Origin of the sequence: Arthrobacter sp. 4R501 (genome assembly GCF_002929755.1) — a bacterium.
Classification (GTDB): Bacteria; Actinomycetota; Actinomycetes; order Actinomycetales; family Micrococcaceae; genus Arthrobacter.
This window is the reverse complement of sequence record NZ_PJIW01000002.1, coordinates 281373-306281: the sequence shown is the minus strand read 5'-3', so window position 1 is coordinate 306281 and position 24909 is coordinate 281373. Positions and strand designations below refer to the sequence as shown.

Sequence of the window (24909 nt, the reverse complement as noted above, 5' to 3'; positions counted from 1 at the left end):
CCGAAACCAAAGAATCAACCCGCACCAGAATCAAGCAGGGACCGGGCGGCCAACGTCACTCTGATGAAAAATTCGGGTTAGCTACAGAGCCGTTCACTCCAGCGCAGCCAAGAGCCTCATTGACATCTCACGAAACGCCCGCATGCTGGTTGTCGGATCGCGCGGTCACGGCGGTCTCGCCGGGATGTTGCTCGGCTCCGTAAGTGACCAGTGCGTCCGGCATGCGGCCTGCCCCGTCCTGGTGGTGCGTTCTCGGAGCTGAAGCCACGGCACTCGGGGCATCCATTGACTCCTTTGCATCGGTCCGGCGCGAGCGCCCGATCAGGGTCAGAATTTCTCCGGGCGCAAAACGTCGACGTCACTCACGAACAGAATCATGGCGTAGTCCTCGTAATAGTGCTCCTGAAGGTAGGCGGAAATTGCGCTGGCCGTCTCTTCGTCGCACACCACCTCAATGCGGATGTTACTGTTCGCCTCCCAGCCGGCACTGCGGACGCCCCGGTGGCCTTTGCCGCGGGCGTCGGTGATGGTGTATCCGTGAGCATTGAGCCGGTCGATCTCACGGGTGAGAGTGGCCTCAAGGGCTGCTTCGGTGACGACGGTCAATAGCTTGCGTGTATGCCTTTGCATCGGTTTCATCCTTTCGCGAAAGTATGTGCCCACACGGCCAGTGCATGGTAGATCGGGATACCAAACAGTACATTGAACGGGAATGTGATCCCCAGCGAGGCTGCCAGCGACAGGGTGGGATTGGCCTCGGGTACGGAGATGCGCATGGCCGCCGGGACCGCGATGTACGAAGCACTCGCCGCCAGTGTCGCAAGAACGGCCGTACCGCCTATGGAGAGGCCCAGGACCCACCCTAGCCCGGTCCCCACCAGGGCGGAAAAGAGCGGCATGCCAATTCCAAAGGCCATCAGGAATGGCCCGTACCGGCGCAGGCTTCCTACCTGTGTCGCGGTGATCAGCCCCATCTCCAGAAGAAAAAGGGCCAGGATCCCCTTGAAGAGATCGAAGAACAACGGCTCGATCGACGACAGCCCGTCCGGCCCGGCTGCCCAGCCGATGAGCAGCCCGCCCAGTAGCAGCACAATGCTTTTGCCCAGGAAAACCTCGTGGGCGACCGACCTCCACCGGGTTTCGCGTGAGAGGCCCCGCGCGAGGACAATTCCCACAATGATGGCCGGCACTTCCAGGAGCACCAGAAGCAGGGGCATGTGCTCTTCGAACGCGATCTGGCGGCTGCCGAGATAGGCGACCACCACGGCATAGGTGCCTACGCTCACCGAGCCGTAGTGGGCGGCGAGGGAAGCCGCATCCGCGCGTTTGAAGCGGCCCAGGTAGCGCAGCACTGGGAAGGCAGCCAGTGAAAGGAAAAAGCCCAGCGCCACCACGGCCAGCATTTGCGGCAGCAGGCTGCCGAAAGGCTGCCTGGCCAGTTCGATACCGCCCTTGAGGCCGATGGCCAGCAACAGCACGATGCTGACGAACTCGTAGATCGCGGCCGGTAGCCGCAACTCCGAACGCAGCAGGCCCGCCGTGGCGCCAAGCAGGAAGAAAAGGATGATGGGATCGATCATGCGGTGACTCTCTTGTTCGTTTCCGGCTGTTGTGAAACCGGAGCGCGGTCAACGGCCCGTACCTGGCATCGTTTGGCTGTAATCCGTTCGACGCCACCGGTATGCCGGCAGTGCCATTAATACACGCTATATGATTCATGAGACAAACTTCATGTATTCTGGCACGTAACATCTGCGGTTGCGGGACGGCCGCAGGGACTTTTCCACCTCATCGCGTGCACATGACAGGTGTGCTGTGAAAACGTCGGCATGGGGTGAGGAGAATTGCAGGAGCAGCAGCCGTCACCGGATGTGCCACTCATCCCGCAAACCTGCGGTTCCCAGTCGTTCCCCCTGGAGTGAAAGGTCAGTTGTGATCAGCACTGAGTCCGGCAATTCAACCCCGCCTTCCGTCTATTCCGGTGAACGGATTTCTCTGCTTACCCAGCATGGCAAGGAGCGGGTGATTGTCCCGGTGCTCGAGCGTGCGCTCGGCTGCCGGCTCGAACACGTCACGGGCTACGACACGGATCTGCTCGGTACTTTCACCCGCGAGGTCCCCCGCGCCGGCTCACAGCTCGAGGCTGCGCGCAAGAAGGCGCAGGTGGGCATGGAATTGTCGGGTTTGCCGCTGGGTATCGCCAACGAGGGCTCGTTTGGCCCGGATCCGGCCATGGGGATGTTCCCCTGGAACATCGAACTCATGATCTGGATCGACAGTGAGCGCGAACTGGAGGTCGTCGGAACAGCCGAAGGCAAGACGAACTTCCTCCACCTGCTGACCGCGGACTGGGCGGAGGCCCAAACGTTCGCCCGCGAATCGAAGTTCCCCGAACACCACCTGGTCGTTCGCCCGGACGGCGAGCACGACCCCCGCATGCATAAAGGAATCGCCGCCTGGCCCGAGCTGGAGCTCGCCTTTTCGAGGGCGCTGGCCCGATCGGCCAACGGCAAGGTTTTTCTCGAGACCGACATGCGCGCCAATGCCAATCCGACGCGCATGGAAACCATCCGTCTCGCGGCCGAAAACCTCGCACAGAAACTTCGCTCCAGATGTCCGTCCTGCGACACCCCGGGATTCTGGAAAGTGGAGCGAGTGGCAGGACTCCCGTGCACGGGCTGCGGCGAGCCAACGAGCGAGACCCGCGCCGAGATTCATGGATGCCTCACCTGCGGGCACCGCTCCACCCGCGACGTAACTGACCCACCACGCGCCGACCCGCGTTTTTGCAACTGCTGCAACCCCTAACACTGCCCATAACCTCGACGCGTCCCATTGCCCAACGCGTTCAGAGCGATACGTAGCTTCAAATCAACACCGGAGGAAAGATATGCAACCATCACATTTAGTGGACCTCAAGCCCCGCAGCCGGGTGGTTACCGACGGCATTCATGCGGCCCCCGCGCGTGGCATGCTCCGCGCTGTGGGTATGGGGGACGATGACTTCGCCAAACCCCAGATCGGCGTGGCAAGCTCCTGGAACGAAATCACTCCCTGCAACCTCTCCCTGAACCGACTCGCCCAGAGCGCCAAGGAAGGTGTCTTCTCCGCCGGCGGGTTCCCGATGCAGTTCGGCACCATCTCCGTCTCGGACGGCATCTCCATGGGCCATGACGGCATGCACTTCTCCCTGGTCTCCCGCGAAGTCATTGCCGACTCCGTGGAAACCGTGATGCAGGCCGAGCGCATCGACGGCTCGGTCCTCCTGGCCGGCTGTGATAAGTCCCTGCCGGGCATGCTCATGGCAGCCGCCCGCCTGGACCTGGCCAGCGTGTTCGTCTATGCCGGTTCCATCATGCCGGGCTGGGTCAAGCTGGAGGACGGCTCAGAAAAGGAAGTCACCCTGATTGACGCCTTCGAAGCCGTCGGTGCCTGCGCCGCCGGCAAGATGAGCCTCGAAGACCTGACCCGCATCGAAAAGGCCATCTGCCCCGGCGAAGGCGCGTGCGGTGGTATGTACACCGCGAACACCATGGCCTGCGTCGGCGAGGCCCTGGGCATGTCCCTCCCCGGCTCCGCAGCCCCGCCCTCGGCAGACCGCCGTCGTGATCAGTTTGCGCGCAAGTCCGGCGAAGCCGTGGTCAACCTGCTGCGCCTTGGCATCACCGCCCGCGACATCATGACCAAAAAGGCCTTCGAGAACGCCATTGCTGTCACCATGGCCTTCGGCGGTTCCACGAACGCGGTCCTGCACCTGCTGGCCATCGCCCGCGAAGCTGAGGTTGAGCTGACGCTGGAGGACTTCAACCGCATCGGCGACAGGATCCCGCACCTGGGTGACCTGAAGCCGTTCGGCCGCTACGTCATGACGGACGTTGACAAGATCGGCGGCGTGCCGGTTATCATGCGCGCACTGCTCGACGCCGGCCTGTTGCACGGCGACTGCCTCACGGTCACGGGCAAGACCGTGGCCGAGAACCTCGCCGCGATCAACCCGCCGGACCTGGACGGCAAGATCCTCCGCGCCATGGACAACCCGATCCACAAGACCGGCGGCATCACTATCCTGCACGGCACGATGGCTCCCGAGGGTGCTGTGGTGAAGAGTGCCGGCTTCGACGCCGACGTCTTCGAGGGCACCGCCCGCGTCTTCGAGCGTGAGCAGGGTGCCCTGGCCGCCCTGGATGAGGGCCTGATCAAGGCCGGCGACGTTGTGGTCATCCGCTACGAAGGCCCCAAGGGCGGCCCCGGCATGCGCGAGATGCTCGCCATCACGGGCGCCATCAAGGGCGCAGGCCTCGGCAAGGACGTCCTTCTTCTCACGGACGGGCGCTTCTCGGGTGGCACCACGGGCCTGTGCATCGGCCACGTCGCCCCTGAAGCTGTCGACGGCGGACCCATCGCCTTCGTCAAGGACGGGGACCGCATCCGTGTGGACATCGCAGCACGGACCTTCGACCTGCTGGTGGACGAAGCTGAGCTCGAGTCCCGCAAGATCGGCTGGGAGCCACTGCCGGCCAAGTTCACCAAGGGCGTGCTCGCAAAGTACGCCAAACTCGTGCACAGCGCCTCCACCGGCGCATACTGCGGGTAAAGCACTAGCACCCATTTACAGATCCACGGACGGTGACTACGTTGAGAATCACCCCAGCTGGAGACGCGTGCAGAGGACTTCTGAAATTCCGCGCAGACCACTTCGGAAAATGACATTGGCGGATTCCCGCAGCACGGGGCGCCTTCGGGTCCCTCGCAGGAATCGCCGCCATTCTCGATTCAAGGTGTTCTTGAAATCCTTCGTTTGTAAGAACGACGACGCACTACTACTCGGGTGCCAGCGGACTGATGGGTCTGGCGGGAAGGGTGAGTGGAACCAGGCTCAGCTGCGCCCGATTCAGGTCCTTGGCTTCGCCGGGGCGAAGGCGCGGCTCCTGATGTTTATCTGCTGTGTAGCGCAGATTACTGAACGGCAGCACGGACCGGCCATACGTTGAAGACGTCAGCAAAGAACTCTTCGATGGAAGGTCGCCATCATGGCTTCTGCACCAGCTCTTTCACATCACACCTCCGACACCGGCATCGGCCGGCGCGTTCTCGCCGGGGCCGCCGGGGGCATCGCCGGCGGCATCGTGTTCGGGATTCTCATGGCGATGATGGGCATGCTGCCCGTCATCGCGTCCATGGTCGGCTCCAACTCGGCCGTGGTCGGGTTCGGCGTCCATCTGATGATTTCGGTACTGATCGGGCTGGGCCTGACGGTCCTGTTCGGCAACCGGTTCCTAACCGCGTATGGCCGCGGCGCCCTCGTCGGGCTCGGTTACGGGGCCACGTGGTGGGTCCTTGGGCCGCTGATGATCATGCCGGTCATGGTGGGCATGCCCCTGTTCGCCATTGACCTCACCGCGCTGATGAGCCTGATGGGCCACCTGATCTATGGCGTTATTCTGGGACTGGTGGCGGTCCGCGTCCTCAAGAGCCGGGCATGACCGATACCTGCCGGGTCGATGTGGCGGCCACCGTCTCCGGGGACCTGCGACCGTGGGCCCCGCGGCAACGAGAGGCCGACCCGCTGATGGCAGGACCCGCTGACCCCTTCAGTTGTTTGAATGAAGTTGATCTGTTCGCTGACCTGAGCGCGCAGGAGATCGAGGCCATGGACCTCATGGCCCCGGCCCGGCTGTTCCGCCGCGGGGAACTGCTGTTCAGCCAAAGCCAGCCCGTCAAGGCCCTGTTCATCCTCAAATCCGGCCGGGTGCGCATTTTCCGGGTCGCCGAGGACGGCAAAGCCCTGACGATGGCCATCCTGGAACCGGGCGCGGTATTCGGAGAGATGATGCTCGTGGGCCAGCGGATGTATGACAACTACGCCGAGGCCATCGAAGACTCGGCGATCTGCCAGCTCAGCGTGGATGAAGTCGAACGGTTCCTGCTCTCGGATCCCCGCATCGCCATCCGCATCTCCCGGCTCCTGGGCGAACAGGTCGCCCGCCTCGAAGAGCGCCTGACCGACTTGGCGCTGCGGCCGCTGGCCGCTCAGGTGGCGTCCACCCTTCTCAAACTCGGTGACGCCGCGGGGCCGCCGCGCTTCGGGCAGGCCCGGACCATCCACCTGACCCACGAACAGCTCGCCGGTCTCCTGGGCGCCTCCCGGGAGGCCACCAGCAAGATCATGGGTGAGCTCACAGCAAAAAAAGCCATCCGCCAGGGCCGCGGGCGCATCGTCATCCAGGACCGCGACATCCTGCACAAAACCGCCCGGAGCACCTCATGATCACCGCCGCCTTCCACGGCCAGGTGATCGCCCGCTCAGAGCAAACAGTCTATCTGGAAGGCAACCACTACTTCCCCCGGGAATCCCTAGTGCCGGACGCGCTTGAAGACAGCTGGGTCCGGACCCTTTGTTTCTGGAAGGGTGTTGCCTTCTACCGCCACGTCCGCGCAGGGGGCCACCGGTCACCGAACGCCGCTTGGTCCTATCCCCGGCCGACACCCCTGGCCCGGATGATCAAAGGCACGTCGCCTTCGCTCCCGGCGGGGGCGTCATCGTCAGCGACGACCATCCCTGACCGTGCCCCTGCGCATCGGTTGGCTTCTTCCCCGCCCAAAGTTTTGTCCTGTCAATCAATCCAGAGATAGGTGAGTACCCGCATGCCACGCATTCCCGCCCACACCCTAGTCACAGCACCTGAAGCCTCCCAAGGGATCGCCCGGAAACTGGAGCAGAAAATGGGCAAGCTGCTGAACATCCACGCCGGCATGGCAGACTCCCCGGTCGTGATCGCCTCCTACGAGGGGATCTCCGCCGCCATCGCGGCACACGGCAGCTTCGACGCCCGCACCCGCGAAGCGATCGCCCTGGCCGTCGGAAACCAGAACGGCTGTGACTACTGTCAGGCCGCCCACACCCTCTCGGCACGCCGGGCAGGGCTGGACGATGAGCAGATCCTCGCGGTCCGCACCGGTGAAGTGGATTTCGACGACAAACTCGCAGCGATCACCGGTGTCGCCCGTGAAGCCGCGGCCCGGACCGGGAACGTCTCCGACGCGACCTGGCAGGCCGCCCTTGACGCCGGATGGAGCGCCGAGGAACTCTCCGAGGCGTTCGCCCACATCGCGGCAAACCTGTTCACCAACTACTTCAACCACTACGCCGGCACGGAACTGGACCTTCCCGCAGTCCCGGAACTCACCGCCTGAGACCCGTGGAAGGTGGAAGGAGCATCGGTCCCTTCACCCGGTCTGCGGTTTCACCTTTAACCAGCAGGGAGCGGCAGGGCGCGGCGGTTACCCGCAGCCGGCCCCCTCCGGACGGCGGCCACGGTCGTCGTCAGTGCGCTGCTGCCAGGGCCGCGGGAAGGTCGGTCAGGGCGGTAACTGTGAATTCAGGAGCCTCAAAGTAGCCCGGGTAGCTACCCCCGGTCCTGTTCAGCCACGCCGTGCGCAACCCGGCACGGGCGGCGCCGTGGATATCCCACGGATGCACGGCGACCAGCAGCATGCCGGCCGGGTCGGACCCGGAAGCAGCGGCGGCATATTCATAGGAGGCCCGGGCAGGCTTCCATGCGGGAGCGCCTTCGACCGAAAGCAGCGACTCAAACGCATCCCGGATCCCGACCTCGCTGAACAATTGCTCGGCGATCCGGGCCGAGCCGTTGCTTAGCGTAATCAGCCGGAACCCTGCAGCGGCGAGGGCTCTAATCCCCTCGGGGACATCGGAATGTACCCCGAGGCCGGCCAGGCCGCCCATGACATGGTCGACCGCCGCATCAAGAGGGCGGTTAAGCTCCACCCCGGTCAGAAGTCCCCGGAGTGCGTTAGAGGGCGGCGAACGATCCGTTGTCTCCGCTGGCCGCCAGCGCGAAGCCGTCACGCAGCAGCGTGGCGAACCAGAGTTTCGCCAGCTCAGCCGGCGCCCCGACCTCGCTGAAGCGTTCCCCCATGGGCGACATATCTGACAGGGTTTCGTTGACATCAAAGACAACGACTGAGATGGCGGTGCTCATGGATTCTCCTTGTGGTCGCGTGTAGGTCTCCGGTGCAAGTCTGCCGCCATCCGGAAAGAAAAGAGAGGGAACCACTGGCCCGACTAACCGGGGCGTATCGGGGCCCGGTGTTCCCGGAAGCTGTCAGCGCAGGTATTCCGCCAATTTCCTTGTCGAAAAACTGCTTGGGCCGCGCACCGATCCCGGACGCCCTGTTTTCGCCGTCCCCGACGAGGTAGATGGCACTTGGGAATTCAGTAGCGAAGAACTGGCATTGGCCTTGGCTCTCGTTAGAGGTAGCTGCAGATGCGTTCGGGGTCGCAGGCTGCGGGGTCCCCCGCGGCCGCGGCGTCATGAAATTCGGCGACGGTTGTCCGCAGCGCGGTGAGTTCTGCGATCCGGGCGTCGAGGTCGCGGAGCTGTTTGGCCAACAGATCCTTCACGTGGATGCAGGGGGACTGGCCGATGTCCCGGACGGCGAGGATGTCTCCGATCTGGGCCAGGGTCAGCCCGGCGGTGCGGCCGCGGCGGATGAATTCGAGCCGGCTGACCGTCTCGTGGGGGTAGTCGCGGTATCCGTTCGGGGCCCTGTCGGCGGCCGGCAACAGGCCGCGGTCCTCGTAGAACCGCAGTGTCTTGGCCGTCATGCCGGCGGCTGCGGCGGTTTCGCCAATACGCATCATGTACCTCTTGTCCCGGGGTTTCCCTCTTGACCTTCCAGTTTAGTGGAAGGTAAGGAGCAGCTAAAGGATCGGTTACCAACCGGGCCGGGGAAAGCCCCATCTTTTCCAAGCGCATTAGGCCCGGGTGAGGGCTCCGCGGTTCCGGGCCGGTGGCGGATGGGTCTCTTGACCTTCCCCCACGGTGGAAGGTGCAGACTGGGGTCACACCCATACACGAGGCAACGTCGCGGGCATTCCGGGGGCGGCGCTGCTGTACGACTTTGGAGGATTTCATGTCTGAACAGACACCTGATTTTGATCTGGCCATCATCGGCTCCGGCGGCGGGGCGTTCGCGGCCGCGATCCGGGCGACCAACCTGGGCAAACGGGTCCTGATGATCGAGCGTTCCACCGTCGGCGGCACGTGCGTGAACACCGGCTGTGTTCCCTCCAAAGCGCTCCTCGCGGCGGCCGAGGCCCGGCATGTTGCCCTGGACGCGTCCGGCCGGTTCCCCGGCATCAGCACCTCCGCCGCCCCGGTCGACATGGCCGGGCTGATCGGCGGGAAGCGTTCCCTGGTGGAGACGATGCGTTCGGATAAGTACGTGGACCTGATCGCTGAGTACGGCTGGGAGCTGCGCCAGGGCGATGCCGTGTTCGCCGGCACCCAGAACGATCCGGTCCTGGAAATCACCGGACAGGACGGCGCTCCGGAATCGGTCCGGGCCGCGCACTATCTGGTGGCCACCGGCTCCGCCCCGTGGGCGCCACCGATCGAGGGTCTGGCGGACACGGAATACCTGACCTCAACCACGGCGATGGAACTCGAGGAGGTCCCTGACTCCCTGCTGGTCATCGGCGGCGGCTACGTGGCCCTGGAACAGGCCCAGCTCTTCGCCCGGCTCGGGTCCAAGGTCACCATGCTGGTCCGCTCCCGCCTGGCCTCCGCGGAGGAACCCGAGGCCTCCCACGCCCTGATGGGCGTCTTCGCCGACGAGGGTATCCGCGTGGTCCGCCGGACGGCCGTGTCCTCCGTGCGCACGGACCCGGCCACCGGCGGGATCATCGCGACGGCGGCCGTCTCCGGAGGGCAGGAGGAATTCCGGGCCACCAGGGTGCTGGTCGCCACCGGACGCCGGCCGGTCACCGAGGGCTTGAACCTGGGTGCGGTCGGCGTCAAGACCGGGGACGGCGGCGAGATCCTGGTCAACGGCCAGCTTGCCAGCTCCAACGACCGGATCTGGGCCGCCGGGGACGTGACCGGGCACCGCGAATTCGTCTACGTCGCAGCCGCCCACGGCTCCCTGATGGTGGAGAACGCGTTCAACAACGCCGGCCGCGAGGTGGACTACCGGCACCTGCCCCGGGTCACCTTCACCAGCCCGGCCCTGGCCGCGGTCGGGATGACGGACAAGGAAGCCAACGAGGCCGGCATCCGGTGCGAATGCAGGGTCCTGCCCCTGGAGTACGTGCCCCGGGCCCTGGTGAACCGGGACACCCGTGGCTTCATCAAGATGGTCGCCGACGCCGACACCGGACGGATCGTGGGAATCACCGCCGTCGCCAAGGACGGCGGAGACCTCGCGGCGGCCGGTGTTTATATCCTGGAAGCCGGGATGACAGTGGACCAGGTCGCGAACCTGTGGAGCCCCTACCTGACGATGGCCGAAGGGATCAAGATCGCCGCCCAGTCCTACACCACGGATGTCTCCAAACTCTCCTGCTGCGCCTCCTGACCGCCCTGCCCCTCCACGCGGATGAAGACCTCGGAGCACGACTTCATCGACCGTCAGACCTCACAGGAAACCGGCATCGTCCCCGCACCCTCGCTGCCCCTGCCTGGACGAGCAGTGCAGACGACTTCTGACATTCCGTGCAGACGACTTCTGACATTCCGTGCAGACGTCTTCTGAAACTGACATCATGAATTTGCCTGGGTCTGAGCAGTGAAGCGAGCAGAACGGCTCCATGCTCTATCAGAGATGTTGCGCCGCAGCGGCGCGCGGGGGGTCTCCGCCGAACGGTTGGCGAGAGAGTTCGAGGTGTCCGTGCGCACAATCAAGAGAGACCTCGATGCGCTGGAGAACAGCGGTGCGCCTCTATGGTCGCGCCCAGGTCCGGGCGGTGGCTACGGATTGGCTATCGGCGCGTCCCTGCCACCCGTCAGCCTGTTTCCGGCGCAGGCTGTGGCGCTCATGGCGGCTGTGTCCGCTGCGTCTGATGCCCCCTACGCTGATCTGGCAGCAGCCGGTATCCAGAAGATCCTGGACGTCCTCGATCCCAGAACCCGAGCAAGAGCTGACGAGCTGGCCCGCCGTGTGTGGGTCAACGCGCTTCCCTCGTCCTCGCGCGCGATTAAGTCGGCACTGGAGGAGGCGATGGCCGAGCAGCGAGTAATCCGTATTCGCTACACATCGAGAGACGGGACCACGACCACCCGTGACGTCGAGCCCGTGCTGTTCGCCTCCACGAACGGCCAGTGGTACTTAATTGGATGGTGCCGAATGCGCGACGCAATGCGATGGTTTATCGTGTCGCGCATCGAGCAGGCCACCGTAACTAAGCCGGCCTGCAGCGGCCACACCATCCACGAGGTCGGAGAACCCCCAGCGAACGCCAGACCGGTACACGGTCGTGGCGAGTGAGCCACTCAATCAACGTCAGTCAGTACAGCTAAAGAACACCAACGTGGGCCATCTGTTCCCACCGGCTCGCTTTACCCACACCATACTGCCGGCCTTTCCAGCCAACAGGGACCCTGTTACGGAAGGATTCTCAGTACGCGAAGTAGGCCACGTGGCCGAGGCGCTCGAGCTGCCGATCACGTAGCGCCCATTCAACTGCGGAGTGTCGAACCGCGTCTGAGCTGGGGATTCGGCAAGGATTGGGGCTATGACCAAGAGAACTGTGCTTATCGGGGGACGCTTTTTTTTGGCCTTTTGACGCTGGTGGCGGTGGGAACACAGCTGACAGTTCATTTGGGCATGGGCTACGACGTCTGGAACTTCTTCAGCTACTTCACAAATTTGTCCAACATCTTCGCCGCGTTGGTGCTTCTCATCAGCGGCTACAGGGTGCTGATCCGCAAACGCCCCAGCGAAATCGACGACGTCACGCGCGGCACGGCAACCATCGCCATGGCCGTGGTGGGACTCGTGTTCGGTGCGCTGCTCGCCGGGGAAGATCTCGGCTCGCTGCTGCCGTGGGTCAACTTCGTGGTGCACTACCTGATCCCGGTGGTCATGGTGGTGGACTGGCTCTTCCAACCGCCTCGGGCCACGCTCACGGTCAAGCACATCTGGTACTGGCTGCTCTACCCCGTCGGCTACCTGGTCTACAGCCTGGTCCGCGGGGCGTTGGTGAACTGGTACCCGTACTGGTTCGTCGACCCCGCGCGGGCAGGTGGCTGGGGCGGGGTGCTGGTGTTTGCCCTCGCCATTTCCGTCGGCTTCCTGGTAGTGAGCCTGGCGATGCTGTGGTTCGGCAACAAACTCAAGCGGCAGGTGGATTACTAAGCCTTGATCCACCGATCCATGGTTGGTCCTCAGTCGAGGAGGTGCAGCTGCTCGGGGGTGTCGAGGTCTTCGCCGCCGGAGAGGTCGCTGCAATCGATGAGGTCGATCAGCCCCGGGTGCTCCTGGAGGAAGAAGCGTGCCCCGGCGTCGCCCGTTGCCGTGTCCGCGGCCTCAGCGCGGAGGCTGGAATCCAGGAGCAGCGGATGTCCGCGCCGGAGTTTTCCGTCGGGGCCACGGTAGGCGGCCGCCGTCACCCGGCCAGGCCGGTGCGATGCCAGCAACCTGGCGACGGTTTCTGCGGTCAGGCCGGGCTGGTCCACCAGCGCGATAAGCACATGGTCATCCGGGGCTGCTGCGTCGACTCCCGCCCGGAACGAACTTCCCATCCCGCTGGCCCAGTCCGGGTTGTCGATGACCCGGTGCCGGCTGAGATCTGTCGTGGCGCGGACCGTTGCCGCGTCCGCGCCGAGCACCGTCACCACTTCCCGGCAGCCGCCGGCGAGCAGCACGTCGGCCAGGACTTCAACGAGCGTGCGGCCGCGGAACCGGAGTAACGCTTTGGGCCCGAGCCTCAGCCGCGTCCCGGCGCCGGCGGCAAGCAGCACCGCCGTCGTGCGTTGGGTGTCAAGGTCAGCCATGGCCCAAGCCTATCCAGCCACATGACAGTTGACGGCAGCGTCCTGGGGGAACACTGCCGTCAACTGGTCTATGGATGAAGGTGGTCAGGCGTCGCCTCCGGCGCCGCCGGTGGTCCCGGCGTTGACATCCAGGAGCTTGTAGCGGTCCATCGCGTAGGCGGGCACGCCGCCGTCCACCTCTCCGCGCGAAGCGAGCAGCTGCAGGGTCTTCACCACAATCGAGTGGGTGTCGTTCTTGAAGAAGCGGCGGGCAGCTGCGCGGGTGTCGGAGAAGCCGAAGCCGTCGGCTCCGAGCGAGGCGAACTGGTGCGGGAGGAACTGGCGGATCTGGTCCGGGACTGCCTTCATGTAGTCGGTCACCGCCACCACGGGCCCCTGCGCATCGGCGAGCTGCTGCGTGACGAACGGTACGCGTGCGGGCTGGCCCGGGTTCAGGAAGGCCTCTTCCTCGGCGGCGAGCCCGTCGCGGCGCAGTTCGTTCCAGGACGTGACGGACCAGACGTCGGCGGAGACGCCCCAGTCCTCGGCGAGCAGCCGCTGGGCATCCAGTGCCCACGGGACGGAGACGCCGGAGGCCAGGATCTGGCTCTTGGGCCCTTCGATACCCGACGCCGACACCCGGTAGATGCCTTTCAGCACACCGTTGACGTCGAGGTTCTCAGGTTCGGCCGGCTGGGAGATGGGCTCGTTGTAGACCGTGATGTAGTACATGAGGTTCTTATCGGATGCAGGTCCGGTTCCATCGCCGCCTGCGGCCGGCCCGTACATGCGCTCGATGCCGTCCCGGATGATGTGGCCCATCTCGTACCCGTATGCGGGGTCGTAGGTGACCACTGCCGGGTTGGTGGAGGCCAGGATCGGGGAGTGGCCGTCGGCATGCTGGAGGCCTTCGCCGGTCAGGGTGGTGCGGCCGGCGGTGGCGCCGATGATGAACCCACGGGTCATCTGGTCCGCGGCGGCCCAGAAGGCGTCGCCGGTGCGCTGGAAGCCGAACATGGAGTAGAACACGTAGATCGGGATCAGCGGCTCGCCGTGGGTGGCGTAGGCCGTGCCGGCGGCGGTGAACGCTGCGACCGCGCCTGCTTCGTTGATGCCGGGGTGGATCAGCTGGCCCTGGGCCGATTCCTTGTACGCAAGGACCAGGTCCCGGTCCACGGAAAGATAGGCCTGGCCGTCCGGGTTGTAGATCTTGGCCGTCGGGAAGAACGCGTCCATGCCGAAGGTCCGGGACTCATCCGGAACGATCGGGACAATACGGTGTCCGAACTTCTTATCCCGGAGCAGGTCCTTAAGCAGGCGCACGAAGGTCATGGTGGTGGCCGCCTGCTGCTTCCCGGAACCGCGCTTGGCAACCTCGTAGGTCTTGGCGTCCGGCAGTTCCACCGGCGCGTGGTCCGGCCGGCGTTCGGGGACGAAGCCGCCGAGGGCGCGGCGGCGTTCCATGAGGTACTGGATCTCGGGGGAGTCCATGCCGGGGTGGTAGTACGGGGGCCTGTAGAGGTCCGCATCGAGTTGTTCGTCCGTGATGGGGATGCGGAGGTAGTCGCGGAACTTCTTCAGGTCATCGAGGGTGAGCTTTTTCATCTGGTGGGTCGCGTTGCGGCCCTCGAAGTGGGGTCCGAGTCCGTAGCCCTTGACCGTTTTGGCCAGGATCACGGTGGGCTTGCCCTTGAATTCGGTGGCTGCCTTATACGCGGCGAAGACCTTGTTGTAGTCGTGGCCGCCGCGCTTGAGGTTCCAGATTTCGTCATCGGACAGGTCCGCGACCATGTCCTTGGTCTGTGGGGTCTTGCCGAAGAAGTGCTCGCGGACGAACCCGCCGGACTCGGCCTTGTAGGTCTGGTAATCGCCGTCGGGGGTCTCGTTCATGATCTTTACGAGGGAGCCGTCGGCGTCATCGGTGAGCAGGTCATCCCATTCCCGGCCCCAGACGACCTTGATGACGTTCCAGCCCGCGCCGCGGAAGAACGCCTCGAGTTCCTGCATGATCTTGCCGTTGCCGCGGACGGGTCCGTCCAGGCGCTGGAGGTTGCAGTTGACCACAAAGTTCAGGTTGTCGAGCTTGTCGTTGGCGGCGAGCTGGAGCAGGCCGCGGGACTCGGGCTCGTCCATTTCGCCGTCGCCCAGGAACGCCCAGACCTGCTGGTCCGAGGTGTCTTTCAGGCCGCGGTTGTGCAGGTACCGGTTGGACTGGGCCTGGTAGATCGCGTTCATCGGGCCGATGCCCATCGAGACCGTGGGGAATTCCCAGAACTTCGGCATCAGTCGCGGGTGGGGGTAGGAGGAGAGCGCGTGGCCTTCCTTGGACTTTTCCTGCCGGAAACCGTCCAGGTCCTCCTCGGACAGCCGGCCTTCCATAAACGCGCGGGCGTACATGCCCGGGGAAGCGTGGCCCTGGAAGAAGACCTGGTCACCGCCGCCCGGGTGGTCCTTGCCGCGGAAGAAGTGGTTGAAGCCCACCTCGTACAGGGTCGCTGCACCGGCGTAGGTGGAGATGTGTCCGCCCACGCCGATGTCTGCCCGCTGCGCGCGGTGCACCATAATGGCCGCGTTCCAACGCAGCCAGGCCCGGTACTTCCGTTCGATGTCCTCGTCACCAGGGAACGCCGTTTCCTGGTCCACCGGGATGGTGTTCACGTAGTCCGTGGTGGTCACCATCGGCACGCCCACGCTCTGGGCGCCGGCCCGCTGGAGCAGGCTGCGCATGATGTATTGGGCACGCTCGGTGCCCTGTTCCTGAATCAGGCTATCCAGGGACTCCAGCCATTCGGCGGTCTCTTCCGGATCACGATCAGGCAGCTGGTTTGTCAACCCGCTGAGGATATGGGAGGTCTCTTCTCCTGCAGCCACGTCCAGCCTCTTTTCATCGTTGAATAGTTGGCTCAAGTTTTCATTGTGTGAGAAAACTTTATTGCATCTCGAGATTATCTACGCGACCATCCGCGCGTCAAGGCGAGCGGACGGTCACATTTGGCTGCTAAGGGAGCCACAAGCAACGCGGGGTCGGATACGGCCCATTAAGCCGCCCAGAATCGGCTGTATCTGACCCCGCGTTGCTTTTTCAGGAAGACGTAAGGAGCCTGCCCCAGCGCGGGTCCAACAGCGGTGCGCCCGCCATCTTGAGGCAATGCCACAGCGTGACGGCCACCGAGTCCAGGACCGGTACACCGGTTCGCTCCTCCACTTCGGCCGTGATGTTGGCACCGTACAGGTTGGTGCACAGGTAGATCAGGGCGTCCGGATTCGAGGCTGCGAGTTCCAGCGAGCCCGGCAGCATCTCGGCGTCGGTGACTGAGGCGAAGGACTCGTTGTCGCTCAGGTCCAGGTGCCGGTGGTCGATGGTCTTGATGCCGGCCTGCGCGTAGGACTCGATCACGGCCTCGTTGACGTCCCCGGTGTATGGAGTGAACAGCCCGATGCGTTCGGTGCCAAAGGACTTGAACGCCTCCATGTACGCCAGGGTGGACGTGGTGGCCGGGATGCCCGTGGCGTCCGTGATTCCCTGCACGAGCCGGCGGTCATGGTCGGCGCCGAGCCAGGATCCGGAGGTGCCGTTCCAGGCGATGACATCCACATCCGAGGTGGCCAGCAGCTCCGCGGCGGTGCGCATAACGCCGGAGTCGAACTGTTTGTCCGACGAGTCATCCAGAGCAATCCGGGTGACCGGGATCCGGGTGAAATGAATGGTGACGTCGTCCCGCTCGCCCAAAATCCGGTAGCTTTGCGGCTCCAGGCAGGTATTGGAGGACGGCACGATCATGCCGATGCGGGTTTTGCGTGTTTGGCTTGGCATGAGGGTTCCTAACTGGCGGCGTAGACGGCGGGGCGGGATTCCTGGGGCCAGGACAGGGCGTCGCGGTGTTCGGTGAAGCCCTTGCGGGCCACAAAGCGGCCAACAGCCCCAGGGTCATGGAAACCGGCGTCGTCCAGCACCACACGGCCTGCGGAGACGACGACGGCGGGCCAACCGGTCAGCGTCTTCCCTTCGAACGGCGAGAAGTCAGTACCCATGTGGAGAGCGCCGCCGTCGACGGTGCGTTCCTCGGCGGGATCGAAGATGACGACGTCGGCGTCGAAGCCGGCGGCGATGGTTCCCTTGCGGGGAAGGGCGTTGATCCTGGCGGGTCCGGCGGCGAAAACCTCCACGAAGTCCTCTACCCGGCCCTCTCCTCCGCTGGCCGAATCCATCATGGCCGTGAACGTGACAGGCATCCGGGTTTCCACCCCGGGCAGGCCGTGCGGCATGAAGCGGACGTCGTCCGTGCGCTCGCGTTTCTGCGAGAGGTCGTAGCAGGAGTGGTCCGAGGCTACGGTGTGGATGGCCCCGGCTGCGAGGCGTTCCTTGAGGGCGGCCACGGTTTCGGCGCTGCGCATGGGCGGGCAGCAGGCGTACCACTCGGGGAACGTGCTGCCGTAGACGGTGTCATCCAGGCTCAGGTAGTGCGGGCATGTCTCGGAGTAGGCTTCGTGGCCGCGGCTGCGGGCCTCGGTGACCAGGTCCACGGCTCCGGGAGTCGACTGGTGCACGAAGTAGACCGGCGCCCCGGTGTATTCGGCCATGGCGAGGGTTTCCTTGACAGAGATTTCCTCCGCCAGCTCGGGGCGGGTCCGGTGCAGGTGCTCGATGGCGATGCGGCCGTCCGCGGCGTGCTGCTCGGTGCAGTCGGCAATGATGGGGTCGTGCTCGGCATGGATGTAGGTGAGGCCGTCCAGGCGGACCATTTCGCGCATAACCTTGAGTATGGTGTCGCCGTCGGCCATGGTGGAGCCGCGGTTGGTGGTGTACATCTTCACGGAGCGCACACCCTCCGCGGCGAGCTGCTCCAGCTGCCACGGCACGGTCTCGTCCCAGCTGACCACGGAGCCGTGCAGTGCCACGTCGCAGCGCGATTCGGCGGCCAGGCGCTTCTTGTTCAGGACGGCGTCCAAGGGGGTTTCCTGGGCGTCGCGCGGGATGCCGAAATCGATGATGGTGGTGGTGCCGCCCCACAGCGCTGCCGTGGAGGTGGTGCGGTAGTCGTCCAGCGTGCGGAAGCGGCCGGTCACCTGGGCCACGTGGCAGTGGCCGTCCACGCCGCCGGGAATCACCAGCTGGCCGCTTGCGTCCACGGTGCGTGTTGCCGCGGGCACGGGCTCCGAGGCGTCGAGCAGCTGCACGATGCGGCCGTCGTGGACCACCACGTGCGCGGTCTGCCGGCCGAAGCTGTTGACCACGGTGCCGTGGGCGATGACGAGATCTGGGGTGTGGGACATCGTTGTCCTCCTACTTCTGGGTGGCGGGCTGGGCGGCCGAGGCAACGGCGGCCTTCGACTGGGCGGCGGCGTTCTGCGCGGCGGCCAGGGCGGCGTCGAGGTTTTCGGACAGTCCGCTGCGGCGCTTGACGGGCGGCGGAGCAAAGGCGCCCTGCCGGTGGAAGCCGGACTGCAGGGCAACCACGGCTTCGGTCATCCGGATGCCGGCCGAGATGCCGTCCACCACGGGAACGGGGATCTGTCCCTCAAGTTCGCGGGCGAGCCCGGCGAGCGGGGCACCTGCCAGGATCACGACGTCGGCCCCGTCCTCCGCGACAGCCTGCCGGCTGAGTGCCAGGAGCGTGTCCTTGAAGTCGGCCTGGACGGAGCCGATCGAGTTGAGGCTCTGGTTGATGGAACGAATCGAGGCCAGGCGGCCGCCGAGCCCGAAGTGCTCCACGCAGTCCCGGTACCAGGCGGTGATGCGGTCCGAGATGGCGATGATGGAGAAGCGCTGGCCCTGGAGGGCGGCTGCGCAGAGGGCGGCCTCGGTGATGCCGATGACCGGCACATCCACCAGTTCCTTGAGGGCCGGCATGCCGGGATCGCCGAACGCCGCCACCACGACGCCATCCACCTGGCCGTGATACTCGGCGATGATTTCGGCGACGGCGCCGGCGGCGATGAGGGATTCGAAGCGGGTTTCGATGTACTCGACGCCGTGCCCGGCAGTCCGCACGAGCAGCTCGGTGTCCGGCCCGGCCGAACGCACGGCCTCGGCTTCGATCAGCGCCGTGACGTCGGCACTGGTGTTGGGGTTGATGACCAGGAGTTTCATGGTTTTTTCCGATGCAGCTTGGGCTCGGCGGCGGTGGAGTCTTCGGGGAACTGCTCGCGGTACTTGCCGATGTGCGACGCCGATTGGGCGGCGGCGCGTTCCGGGTCGCCGCTGGCGATGGCGGCGTACAGGTCACGGTGTTCCTGGATCAGTTCCGGGAGGTCGCTGACGTGGCGGAAGAGCCAGTGCATGCGGCCCTGAAGGGGTTCCAGCGCTGAGCGGAGAAAGTCGTTGTTGGCGATGCGGGTGATGGCGTCGTGGAATTCGCTGTTGGCGCGGTGGGCTTCCAGGATGGATCCCTTGGCGAGGCACCGGTCGGCCTCGTCCAGCAGGCCCTGGAGTTGTTCGAGGTCCTGGGCCGTGGCGCGGGCCGCGGCCAGCCGGCAGGCGAGGACCTCAAGGGACTGGCGGACGTCAAAGAGGTCTTCCACATCCTTGGCGCTCAGTCCGCTGACCTCCATGCCGCGGGAAGCACGGTCCCGGATCAGGCCTTCCTGGCGGAGCATCCGGAGGGCCTCGCGGACGGGAAGGCGCGAGACGTTGAATTCGGCGGCGAGGTCCCTCTCCACCAGCCGGGTGCCGGGCGCATAGTGGCCTTCGAAAATCCTCGTACGGAGCGTGTCACGCACGGTCTCCCGGAGGGGGCGGTCCGTGTTGTTCGTGTCTTCTGCGATAAGCAATTCTGGCTCCATTCGTGGTTCTTTCAGGCAGTGCGCCCGGCGTTCCCGGCCGGTGTCCGACCTTTCGGCGGTACAGGCCGTCGGGCCGGCCCGGTCAGGCGAGTTAGACCGGGAGGCGCTTGTTGTAGTTCAGTGTCAGCACGGAGACGCCCATGATGACCGCGGATCCTACAAAGTACAGCAGTGCCCAGGTGTAGGAGCCCGTGGCCCCGACAATCAGGCCTACCACAATCGGGGTGACGAAGCCCGCGATGTTGCCGCTGAAGTTCATGGCGCCGCCCAGGACGCCGGCATTGGTCCGGCCGCCCAGGATGGAGGGGATGCTCCAGAAGAGGCCCACCCAGCGGAGGAAGAACATGACCACGGACAGCAGGACTACCGCCGTCGTCGGATCCGCCACGATGGTGACGCCTACCAGGCCGCCGATGACCACAATGCTGGAGATGCCCAGCAGGGTACGCATGACCAAGTTGGCCGAGGCGCCGGAGTTGCGCCACTTGTCGGCGATGTGGCCGCCCAGGATTTCACCGACGAAGCCGGCTCCGAAGATCACGAAGGTGGACCAGCCGATGGTCTTCAGGTCGAAGCCCTTGGCCTGGGCGAGGTAGAGCGGGCCCCAGGTGAGCAGGCCGTAGAACACACCGTTGAAGCCCAGCCAGCCGAAGCACATGGCCCAGAAGGAACGGAACTTCAGGTACGGGAGCAGGGCGCGCTTGCCCGAGGCGCCTTCCTTCGCGGCTTCGGCATCTTCGGCGGCGTGCGAGGCCTCAATGTATTCGGCCTCGGCGGCGTTGACGCCGCGGTGCTGGCGCGGGTTGTCCCGGACGTACCACCAGACGGCCAGACCCATGAGGACCGTTGCGGCGCCGGCGATGATGAACGCCGTGCGCCAGCTGCCGGTTGACGCGATGAGCCCGGCGATCAGGATGCCGCCCAGACCGGCCCCGAGGGGGGCGCCGGCGTCCAGGATGGTGGCGCCGCGGCCGCGTTCCGACTTGTGCATCCAGATGGCGTTGAGCTTGCCGCCGGCCGGCATCACGCCGGCTTCGGTGACGCCGATGCCGAGCCGGGCGATGAACATGCTCAGGAAGCCGCCGGCCAGGCCGGATGCGGCGGTTGCCGCACCCCAGCCCACGCAGGAAGCCGTCATGACCTTGCGCGGACCGAACTTGTCGATCAGCCAGCCGACCGGGATCTGCATGAGCGCGTAGGTCCAGAAGAAGGCCGAGAGCAGGAGGCCCACGAGCTCGGGGGCGAGATTGAATTCCTTCTGGATGATGGGGAGGGCCACCGAGATGGAGCCCCTGTCGATGTAGTTGACGGCGACGAGGACCAGCAGGAGCAGGAACATTTTCCAGCGGACGTTGGTGCGACGTTGCACGCCGCCCTTGCCGGTTTTGTCGTCGGGGAGCGGTACAGCGGTTTCAGTATTTTGAAGAGACACAACTTCTCCTTTGCAGAGAGGAAGATTGCAGACGGGAAGAAAGGCTGGGTGTTCGCGGGGCAGGAGGCCGGCTGGTGGGGCGTCCTGGAGCCTAAATCCGGAGAAGCCTGGCTATGAACTGCGGCTTGGGACCCGGATCGCGATCTTTTGGGATCCCAATGTGGGATCCCAAAATTTAGAATAGAAGTGACCCGGACCACTGTCAAGGAATTTGTTCCGTTATGGCCCACCCGGGCCAAATAACCGATTGTGACCGCCGTTGGCGTTTCGGCTGGCGGCTTGGGGATCCGGCTTGGGGAGCCGGGCAATGGGCGCGCGAAAGGGCCCGCGGCGACGCCGCGGACCCTTCCTGTCGTCTCAGTTCTCCGGCAGGGGCCGGTGGGCTCAGCTGCCCCGGTACGTGGAATAGGCGAATGGGCTCAGTAGGAGCGGCACGTGGTAGTGGGCCTCCGATTCCACCACGCCAAACGTGAGGGTCACCTCCGGGAAGAACGTTTCGGTGCCGCTGGCGGCGAAGTACTTGCCCGTGTCGAATGCCAGGCGGTAGGTCCCCGACGGCAGCCGCTCCGGCCCCAGCTCTTTGATGCGTCCGTCCGCGTCGGTGGCGCCCTCTGCGATCGGGACCCAGCGCTCGCCGTCGAGCACGTGGAGGGTTACCGGGACGTCGGCTGCCGGCTTTCCGGAGCCGGTATCGAGTACATGGGTGGTGACGAGGGAGGTGCTCATTTGCCCATCAGTCCTTCGAGTCGGAGCACTGCGATTTCCCGCAACTGCTGGCCAATGATTGCTTGTTCTGCTTCGGGGGTGTTGCCGAGCCTGGTGTTGAGGGCGGCCAGGATCTCCTCGCGGCTGCGGCCGGCGGCGCGGATCAGGAATACCTGCCCGAACTTTTCCTCGTAGGCCCGGTTGCCTTCCGCCAGGGCCTTGGCGACGTCCGCGTCGGCCACGCCCAGTCCGGCCTGTTCCGACTGGGACAGCTTCGCTTCCGCGCTGTCGCCCTGCGCCCGCTCGCCGATCCGCGGATGGTGGGCGAGGGCTGCTTCGATCTCGGCCGGAGTGAAGGGGTTGGCTGCGCCGCCGCCCGCCGCCAGGAGCGCGTCGAGGCTGGAATAGGGCCGCGCGTCGGCGAGCTCATCGATCCAGCGTTGGATGTCCAGGCAGGGGCGCAGGAAATCGGCAGCCTCCGGGCGGCCGGCCGTGTTGAACTGTTCAAGGTGCATAAAACAGATCCTCGTGTTTTGATGCTGGCATCCACGGTGTAGGGCTATACGGATACTTTATTCCGCATCATGGAACTGTTATTTCAGCATATGCAAAAGTCAACCGCACGCACCGGCGGGTGTCAACTGCCGGGACGCTGTCTGGGCCATGCCCAAACAGAAAGCGGACGACGGCGGGAGCCCCGCCGTCGTCCGCTTTCTGTTCCCGGGGGCGCAGGTCAGGCGAGCCTGCGCCGGATCAGGGCCGACGCCTGGTCAACCACCACGATCAGGACGAGCACCACGATGATGTGCGTGAGCATCTGATCGAACTGGAACGACTTGATGGCCTGGTTGATGAGCAGGCCCACGCCGCCGGCGCCCACCAGGCCCAGGACCAGCGAGGACCGCACGTTCACGTCGAACCGGTAGAGCAGCAGGCCCACAAACTGGGGGACCACCAGCGGAATGTTCGCGTGGAACGTCTGCTGCAGTTTGCTGGCACCGGCGGAGGCAAGCGCCTGGACCGGCCCCTGGTCGCTCTCCTCCATGGCCTCGGCCCAGAGCTTCCCCATCACGCCGGTGTTGTGGCAGATCAGGGCCAACACGCCGGCGAACGGGCCCAGGCCCACGGCGGTGACAAAGATCAGGGCAAAAACAACGTCAGGAACCGCCCGGAAGAAAGACAGCACGGCACGCGCCGCCTGGTACACGACGGGATGCGGAGTAGTGGTTTCCGACGCCAGCGCGGCCAGCAGGAGGGCGGTGGGAATGGACAGGCTGGTTCCCAGCAGCCCGATCCACAGCGTCACCAGCGTTGCTTCCAGGCTGGGCTTCAGCACCTTCTCCCAGTCCAGGTCCGGCGGGAACGCGTCGGCGAGGAACCGTCCCATGCCCTGGGCGCCGTCAACCAGCAGCGCCGGTTTGAACTCGGTGCTCTCGAGGGCGATGACGTGCAGAACAATAAGGACCACGACGGCGGTGGCCATGGTCCCGGTTCGGGTCCACTGACGCTTCGCTCGGGGAAGTGCGGGGGCGCTCATGCTGCGACCCTGTCCGGCGCGTACAGCGTGTCCAGGACATCGTCCGACAGGCCGGCCAGGCCGCCGTCGAACACAATCTTTCCCTTGAGGAGGCCGATGGCGCGGTCCGCGTAACGGATCGCGAGGTCCGGCTGGTGGAGCACCGCAGCGACGGCGAGGTTCTCGGTGTGGGCAAGCTCGGCCAGCAGCGCCATGACCTGTTCGGCCGCGTGCGGGTCCAAGGCGGAGACGGGTTCGTCCGCGAGCAGCACCGAAGCGCGCTGGCAGAGTGCCCTGGCAATCGCGACGCGCTGCTGCTGCCCGCCGGACAGCTTCCCTGTCCGTTCCAGGGCAACTCCCGCCAGGCCTACGCGGTCCAGGCATGCCATGGCTTCCTCCCTGAGGTCTTTGGCAAATAACGCCGGACTGACCGACGCGAGTCCGCGGACCCGCAGGAGTCCGCCGGAGCAGACGTTGTCCAGGGCCGTCCGGCGCGGGACAAGATGGATTTTCTGGAAGACCATGGCGGCCTGGCTGCGTGCCAGGATCTGGGCCCGGCCCTGGAGTGTCCCCAGGTCCTTGCCTTGGACGCGGATGGTGCCGGCGTCGGGACGGGTCAGCCCGATGACGCACTTGAGCGTGGTGGACTTTCCCGAACCGTTCGCACCCAGGAACGCGAGCAGTTCCCCTGCCCGGACGGTGAAGTCGACGCCGTCCAGCACTGTGGTTCCGCCGTAGGCCTTGGTCAGGCCTGCCACCTGGACAGCGGTCACAGGTCTTCCTCGGTCAGCCCCATGGTGGCGGCGAGGTCGAACAGCGGCTGGTAGGTCTCCTTGGTGACGGCCAGCAGCGGGCCCGGGGGCGTGACGTCCAGGAAGGCGCCCACTTCTGCGATGGCCTCGGCGGGGAGATTCACCAGGGCGTCGCGGACGGCTTCCTTGAGGGCCGGGTCAGCGTTGCCGCGGATGGTGATGGGATCGTTGGGGATGGCGTCCGAGATCCAGATCTGGCGGAAATCCTCCGGCTTGAAGGTGCCTGCGGCAGTGGCTGAGGCAAAGGTCTGGGAGTTGATCTCGGCGGCGTCCACCGTCCCGTTGGTCAGGGCCAGGAGGGCTTCGGGGTGCCCGCCGGCGTAGCTGATGTCCAGGTCGGATTCGCTGATGCCGGCTTTCTTGAGGCCGTAGCGGGGGAGGACATCGCCGGAGGTGGAGCCGATGCCGCCGAGTGCCACATCCTTGCCCTTGAGATCGTTGATCGACTGGATGGCGGAGTCCTTGGGCACCCAGATGCCGGCCGTGTACGTGCTGAGTTCGCCGTCGGCCGTTCCAAAGGAGGCGATGGGCTCCGCTCCCGCCTTGGTGCTGGCGAAGACGTAGCCCATGGGCCCGAACTGCCCGATGTCCAGGCGGTTGTTGGCCATGGCGAGCACCTCGGCCGAGTAGTCCTCCACAACCTGGACCTCGACCTCGCAGCCCAGCTTCTCCGCCATGGCGTCCGCGAGGACGCGGTAGGCGGGTTCGAGCTTGGCCGGGTCCTCATAGGGCTCGATGCCGAACTTGATGGGGCCCTCGGCGCAGTAGGCGGGGGTGTTCGCTGATGCGTTCTGGACGGCCGGGCTGGCGCAGGAGGACAGGCCGACGGCGGCGAGCAGGGCAGCCGGAATCAGGGCGAGGTAGCGGGTTTTCATGGGGATCCTTGAG

Annotated in this window: 27 protein-coding genes; 10 read left to right on the top strand and 17 right to left on the bottom strand. The window is 65.3% G+C overall.

The genetic code is table 11. The features are described 5' to 3' along the window. The first annotated feature begins 70 nt into the window (after window positions 1-70). Complete coding sequence (locus CXR02_RS02990; protein WP_104060628.1) at window positions 71-262, top strand: universal stress protein; 192 nt, start codon at window positions 71-73, stop codon at window positions 260-262. Between the two features lie 65 nt (window positions 263-327). Here CXR02_RS02990 and CXR02_RS02985 read toward each other — a convergent pair whose 3' ends face one another. Both CXR02_RS02985 and CXR02_RS02980 read right to left on the bottom strand, forming a co-directional pair. Beyond that, complete coding sequence (locus CXR02_RS02985; protein ID WP_069952889.1) at window positions 328-630, bottom strand: transcriptional regulator; 303 nt, start codon at window positions 628-630, stop codon at window positions 328-330. A 5-nt stretch (window positions 631-635) separates the two neighbouring features. Further along, window positions 636-1580 (bottom strand): sodium-dependent bicarbonate transport family permease, encoded by a 945-nt coding sequence (locus CXR02_RS02980; RefSeq protein WP_069952888.1) that lies wholly within the window; start codon window positions 1578-1580, stop codon window positions 636-638. 352 nt (window positions 1581-1932) lie between these two features. Between CXR02_RS02980 and CXR02_RS02975 the strand changes: the two genes are divergently transcribed. The 6 genes from CXR02_RS02975 to CXR02_RS02945 all read left to right on the top strand — a co-directional run bounded on the left by CXR02_RS02975 (window position 1933) and on the right by CXR02_RS02945 (window position 7194). Then, on the top strand, window positions 1933-2808 hold the full coding sequence (locus CXR02_RS02975) for a DUF6671 family protein (protein ID WP_104060627.1): 876 nt from the start codon (window positions 1933-1935) through the stop codon (window positions 2806-2808). Between the two features lie 82 nt (window positions 2809-2890). Then, a complete protein-coding gene (gene ilvD, locus CXR02_RS02970; protein ID WP_104060626.1) occupies window positions 2891-4594 on the top strand; it encodes a dihydroxy-acid dehydratase in 1704 nt (567 codons plus the stop codon). 436 nt (window positions 4595-5030) lie between these two features. Further along, window positions 5031-5483 (top strand): hypothetical protein, encoded by a 453-nt coding sequence (locus CXR02_RS02960; protein ID WP_104060624.1) that lies wholly within the window; start codon window positions 5031-5033, stop codon window positions 5481-5483. Next, window positions 5480-6268, top strand: a complete 789-nt coding sequence (locus CXR02_RS02955; RefSeq protein WP_219816384.1) for a Crp/Fnr family transcriptional regulator — start codon at window positions 5480-5482, stop codon at window positions 6266-6268. The genes CXR02_RS02960 and CXR02_RS02955 overlap by 4 nt, the downstream gene beginning before the upstream one ends. Continuing rightward, on the top strand, window positions 6265-6633 hold the full coding sequence (locus CXR02_RS23245; protein ID WP_219816383.1) for a DUF427 domain-containing protein: 369 nt from the start codon (window positions 6265-6267) through the stop codon (window positions 6631-6633). The genes CXR02_RS02955 and CXR02_RS23245 overlap by 4 nt, the downstream gene beginning before the upstream one ends. A gap of 12 nt (window positions 6634-6645) precedes the next feature. Further along, on the top strand, window positions 6646-7194 hold the full coding sequence (locus CXR02_RS02945; protein ID WP_104060623.1) for a carboxymuconolactone decarboxylase family protein: 549 nt from the start codon (window positions 6646-6648) through the stop codon (window positions 7192-7194). A gap of 130 nt (window positions 7195-7324) precedes the next feature. On the opposite strand, the gene CXR02_RS02940 is transcribed toward CXR02_RS02945, so the two are convergent. The 3 genes from CXR02_RS02940 to CXR02_RS02935 all read right to left on the bottom strand — a co-directional run bounded on the left by CXR02_RS02940 (window position 7325) and on the right by CXR02_RS02935 (window position 8659). After that, a complete protein-coding gene (locus tag CXR02_RS02940; protein WP_258060702.1) occupies window positions 7325-7786 on the bottom strand; it encodes an HAD family hydrolase in 462 nt (153 codons plus the stop codon). 25 nt (window positions 7787-7811) lie between these two features. Then, the gene (locus CXR02_RS22755) at window positions 7812-8000 is read right to left on the bottom strand and encodes a hypothetical protein (protein ID WP_258060700.1); all 189 of its coding nucleotides are present in this window, start codon (window positions 7998-8000) and stop codon (window positions 7812-7814) included. Window positions 8001-8269: 269 nt separating this feature from the next. Then, on the bottom strand, window positions 8270-8659 hold the full coding sequence (locus tag CXR02_RS02935; protein WP_104060666.1) for a heavy metal-responsive transcriptional regulator: 390 nt from the start codon (window positions 8657-8659) through the stop codon (window positions 8270-8272). 275 nt (window positions 8660-8934) lie between these two features. On the opposite strand from CXR02_RS02935, the gene merA reads away from it, so the two are divergent. The 3 genes from merA to CXR02_RS02920 all read left to right on the top strand — a co-directional run bounded on the left by merA (window position 8935) and on the right by CXR02_RS02920 (window position 12156). Beyond that, window positions 8935-10377 (top strand): mercury(II) reductase, encoded by a 1443-nt coding sequence (merA, locus tag CXR02_RS02930; RefSeq protein ID WP_104060622.1) that lies wholly within the window; start codon window positions 8935-8937, stop codon window positions 10375-10377. A gap of 210 nt (window positions 10378-10587) precedes the next feature. Next, on the top strand, window positions 10588-11286 hold the full coding sequence (locus CXR02_RS02925; RefSeq protein ID WP_104060621.1) for a YafY family protein: 699 nt from the start codon (window positions 10588-10590) through the stop codon (window positions 11284-11286). 309 nt (window positions 11287-11595) lie between these two features. After that, entirely contained in the window at window positions 11596-12156 is a 561-nt protein-coding gene (locus tag CXR02_RS02920) for a Pr6Pr family membrane protein (protein WP_258060698.1), read from the top strand. Window positions 12157-12185: 29 nt separating this feature from the next. On the opposite strand, the gene nboR is transcribed toward CXR02_RS02920, so the two are convergent. The 12 genes from nboR to CXR02_RS02855 form a co-directional block, all read right to left on the bottom strand. Next, a complete protein-coding gene (nboR, locus tag CXR02_RS02915; protein WP_104060620.1) occupies window positions 12186-12794 on the bottom strand; it encodes a nicotine blue oxidoreductase in 609 nt (202 codons plus the stop codon). 84 nt (window positions 12795-12878) lie between these two features. After that, window positions 12879-15644: a pyruvate dehydrogenase (acetyl-transferring), homodimeric type gene (aceE, locus tag CXR02_RS02910; protein ID WP_104060665.1), complete on the bottom strand. Its 2766-nt coding sequence runs from the start codon at window positions 15642-15644 to the stop codon at window positions 12879-12881. Between the two features lie 211 nt (window positions 15645-15855). Next, window positions 15856-16587: an aspartate/glutamate racemase family protein gene (locus CXR02_RS02905; protein WP_104060619.1), complete on the bottom strand. Its 732-nt coding sequence runs from the start codon at window positions 16585-16587 to the stop codon at window positions 15856-15858. 8 nt (window positions 16588-16595) lie between these two features. Continuing rightward, window positions 16596-18047: an amidohydrolase family protein gene (locus CXR02_RS02900; RefSeq protein ID WP_104060618.1), complete on the bottom strand. Its 1452-nt coding sequence runs from the start codon at window positions 18045-18047 to the stop codon at window positions 16596-16598. Window positions 18048-18057: 10 nt separating this feature from the next. Beyond that, entirely contained in the window at window positions 18058-18864 is an 807-nt protein-coding gene (locus tag CXR02_RS02895) for an aspartate/glutamate racemase family protein (protein WP_104060617.1), read from the bottom strand. Next, window positions 18861-19544, bottom strand: a complete 684-nt coding sequence (locus CXR02_RS02890) for a GntR family transcriptional regulator (protein WP_104060664.1) — start codon at window positions 19542-19544, stop codon at window positions 18861-18863. Before CXR02_RS02890 ends, CXR02_RS02895 begins: the two co-directional genes overlap by 4 nt. Window positions 19545-19647: 103 nt before the next feature. Continuing rightward, window positions 19648-20988 (bottom strand): MFS transporter, encoded by a 1341-nt coding sequence (locus tag CXR02_RS02885; RefSeq protein WP_252575250.1) that lies wholly within the window; start codon window positions 20986-20988, stop codon window positions 19648-19650. A 384-nt stretch (window positions 20989-21372) separates the two neighbouring features. Then, a complete protein-coding gene (uraH, locus tag CXR02_RS02875) occupies window positions 21373-21714 on the bottom strand; it encodes a hydroxyisourate hydrolase (protein WP_104060614.1) in 342 nt (113 codons plus the stop codon). Next, window positions 21711-22208 (bottom strand): 2-oxo-4-hydroxy-4-carboxy-5-ureidoimidazoline decarboxylase, encoded by a 498-nt coding sequence (gene uraD, locus CXR02_RS02870; protein ID WP_104060613.1) that lies wholly within the window; start codon window positions 22206-22208, stop codon window positions 21711-21713. Before uraD ends, uraH begins: the two co-directional genes overlap by 4 nt. Before the next feature lie 218 nt (window positions 22209-22426). Further along, window positions 22427-23230, bottom strand: coding sequence for a phosphonate ABC transporter, permease protein PhnE (phnE, locus tag CXR02_RS02865; protein ID WP_104060612.1), 804 nt, complete (start codon window positions 23228-23230; stop codon window positions 22427-22429). Next, window positions 23227-23982, bottom strand: a complete 756-nt coding sequence (locus CXR02_RS02860) for a phosphonate ABC transporter ATP-binding protein (RefSeq protein WP_104060611.1) — start codon at window positions 23980-23982, stop codon at window positions 23227-23229. Before CXR02_RS02860 ends, phnE begins: the two co-directional genes overlap by 4 nt. Beyond that, window positions 23979-24896, bottom strand: coding sequence for a phosphate/phosphite/phosphonate ABC transporter substrate-binding protein (locus CXR02_RS02855; protein ID WP_104060610.1), 918 nt, complete (start codon window positions 24894-24896; stop codon window positions 23979-23981). The genes CXR02_RS02860 and CXR02_RS02855 overlap by 4 nt, the downstream gene beginning before the upstream one ends. Window positions 24897-24909: the final 13 nt, after the last annotated feature.

Excerpts from the sequence above, each read along its gene's own strand:
- nboR (WP_104060620.1), bottom strand. The coding sequence starts at position 12,794 with ATGGCTGACCTTGACACCCAACGCACGACGGCGGTGCTGCTTGCCGCC.
- CXR02_RS02935 (WP_104060666.1), bottom strand. The coding sequence starts at position 8,659 with ATGCGTATTGGCGAAACCGCCGCAGCCGCCGGCATGACGGCCAAGACA.
- CXR02_RS02945 (WP_104060623.1), top strand. The coding sequence starts at position 6,646 with ATGCCACGCATTCCCGCCCACACCCTAGTCACAGCACCTGAAGCCTCC.
- CXR02_RS02855 (WP_104060610.1), bottom strand. The coding sequence starts at position 24,896 with ATGAAAACCCGCTACCTCGCCCTGATTCCGGCTGCCCTGCTCGCCGCC.
- CXR02_RS02985 (WP_069952889.1), bottom strand. The coding sequence starts at position 630 with ATGCAAAGGCATACACGCAAGCTATTGACCGTCGTCACCGAAGCAGCC.
- CXR02_RS02905 (WP_104060619.1), bottom strand. The coding sequence starts at position 16,587 with ATGCCAAGCCAAACACGCAAAACCCGCATCGGCATGATCGTGCCGTCC.
- CXR02_RS02895 (WP_104060617.1), bottom strand. The coding sequence starts at position 18,864 with ATGAAACTCCTGGTCATCAACCCCAACACCAGTGCCGACGTCACGGCG.
- CXR02_RS02980 (WP_069952888.1), bottom strand. The coding sequence starts at position 1,580 with ATGATCGATCCCATCATCCTTTTCTTCCTGCTTGGCGCCACGGCGGGC.
- CXR02_RS02900 (WP_104060618.1), bottom strand. The coding sequence starts at position 18,047 with ATGTCCCACACCCCAGATCTCGTCATCGCCCACGGCACCGTGGTCAAC.
- CXR02_RS02955 (WP_219816384.1), top strand. The coding sequence starts at position 5,480 with ATGACCGATACCTGCCGGGTCGATGTGGCGGCCACCGTCTCCGGGGAC.
- merA (WP_104060622.1), top strand. The coding sequence starts at position 8,935 with ATGTCTGAACAGACACCTGATTTTGATCTGGCCATCATCGGCTCCGGC.
- CXR02_RS22755 (WP_258060700.1), bottom strand. The coding sequence starts at position 8,000 with ATGAGCACCGCCATCTCAGTCGTTGTCTTTGATGTCAACGAAACCCTG.
- CXR02_RS02960 (WP_104060624.1), top strand. The coding sequence starts at position 5,031 with ATGGCTTCTGCACCAGCTCTTTCACATCACACCTCCGACACCGGCATC.
- ilvD (WP_104060626.1), top strand. The coding sequence starts at position 2,891 with ATGCAACCATCACATTTAGTGGACCTCAAGCCCCGCAGCCGGGTGGTT.
- uraH (WP_104060614.1), bottom strand. The coding sequence starts at position 21,714 with ATGAGCACCTCCCTCGTCACCACCCATGTACTCGATACCGGCTCCGGA.
- CXR02_RS23245 (WP_219816383.1), top strand. The coding sequence starts at position 6,265 with ATGATCACCGCCGCCTTCCACGGCCAGGTGATCGCCCGCTCAGAGCAA.
- phnE (WP_104060612.1), bottom strand. The coding sequence starts at position 23,230 with ATGAGCGCCCCCGCACTTCCCCGAGCGAAGCGTCAGTGGACCCGAACC.
- uraD (WP_104060613.1), bottom strand. The coding sequence starts at position 22,208 with ATGCACCTTGAACAGTTCAACACGGCCGGCCGCCCGGAGGCTGCCGAT.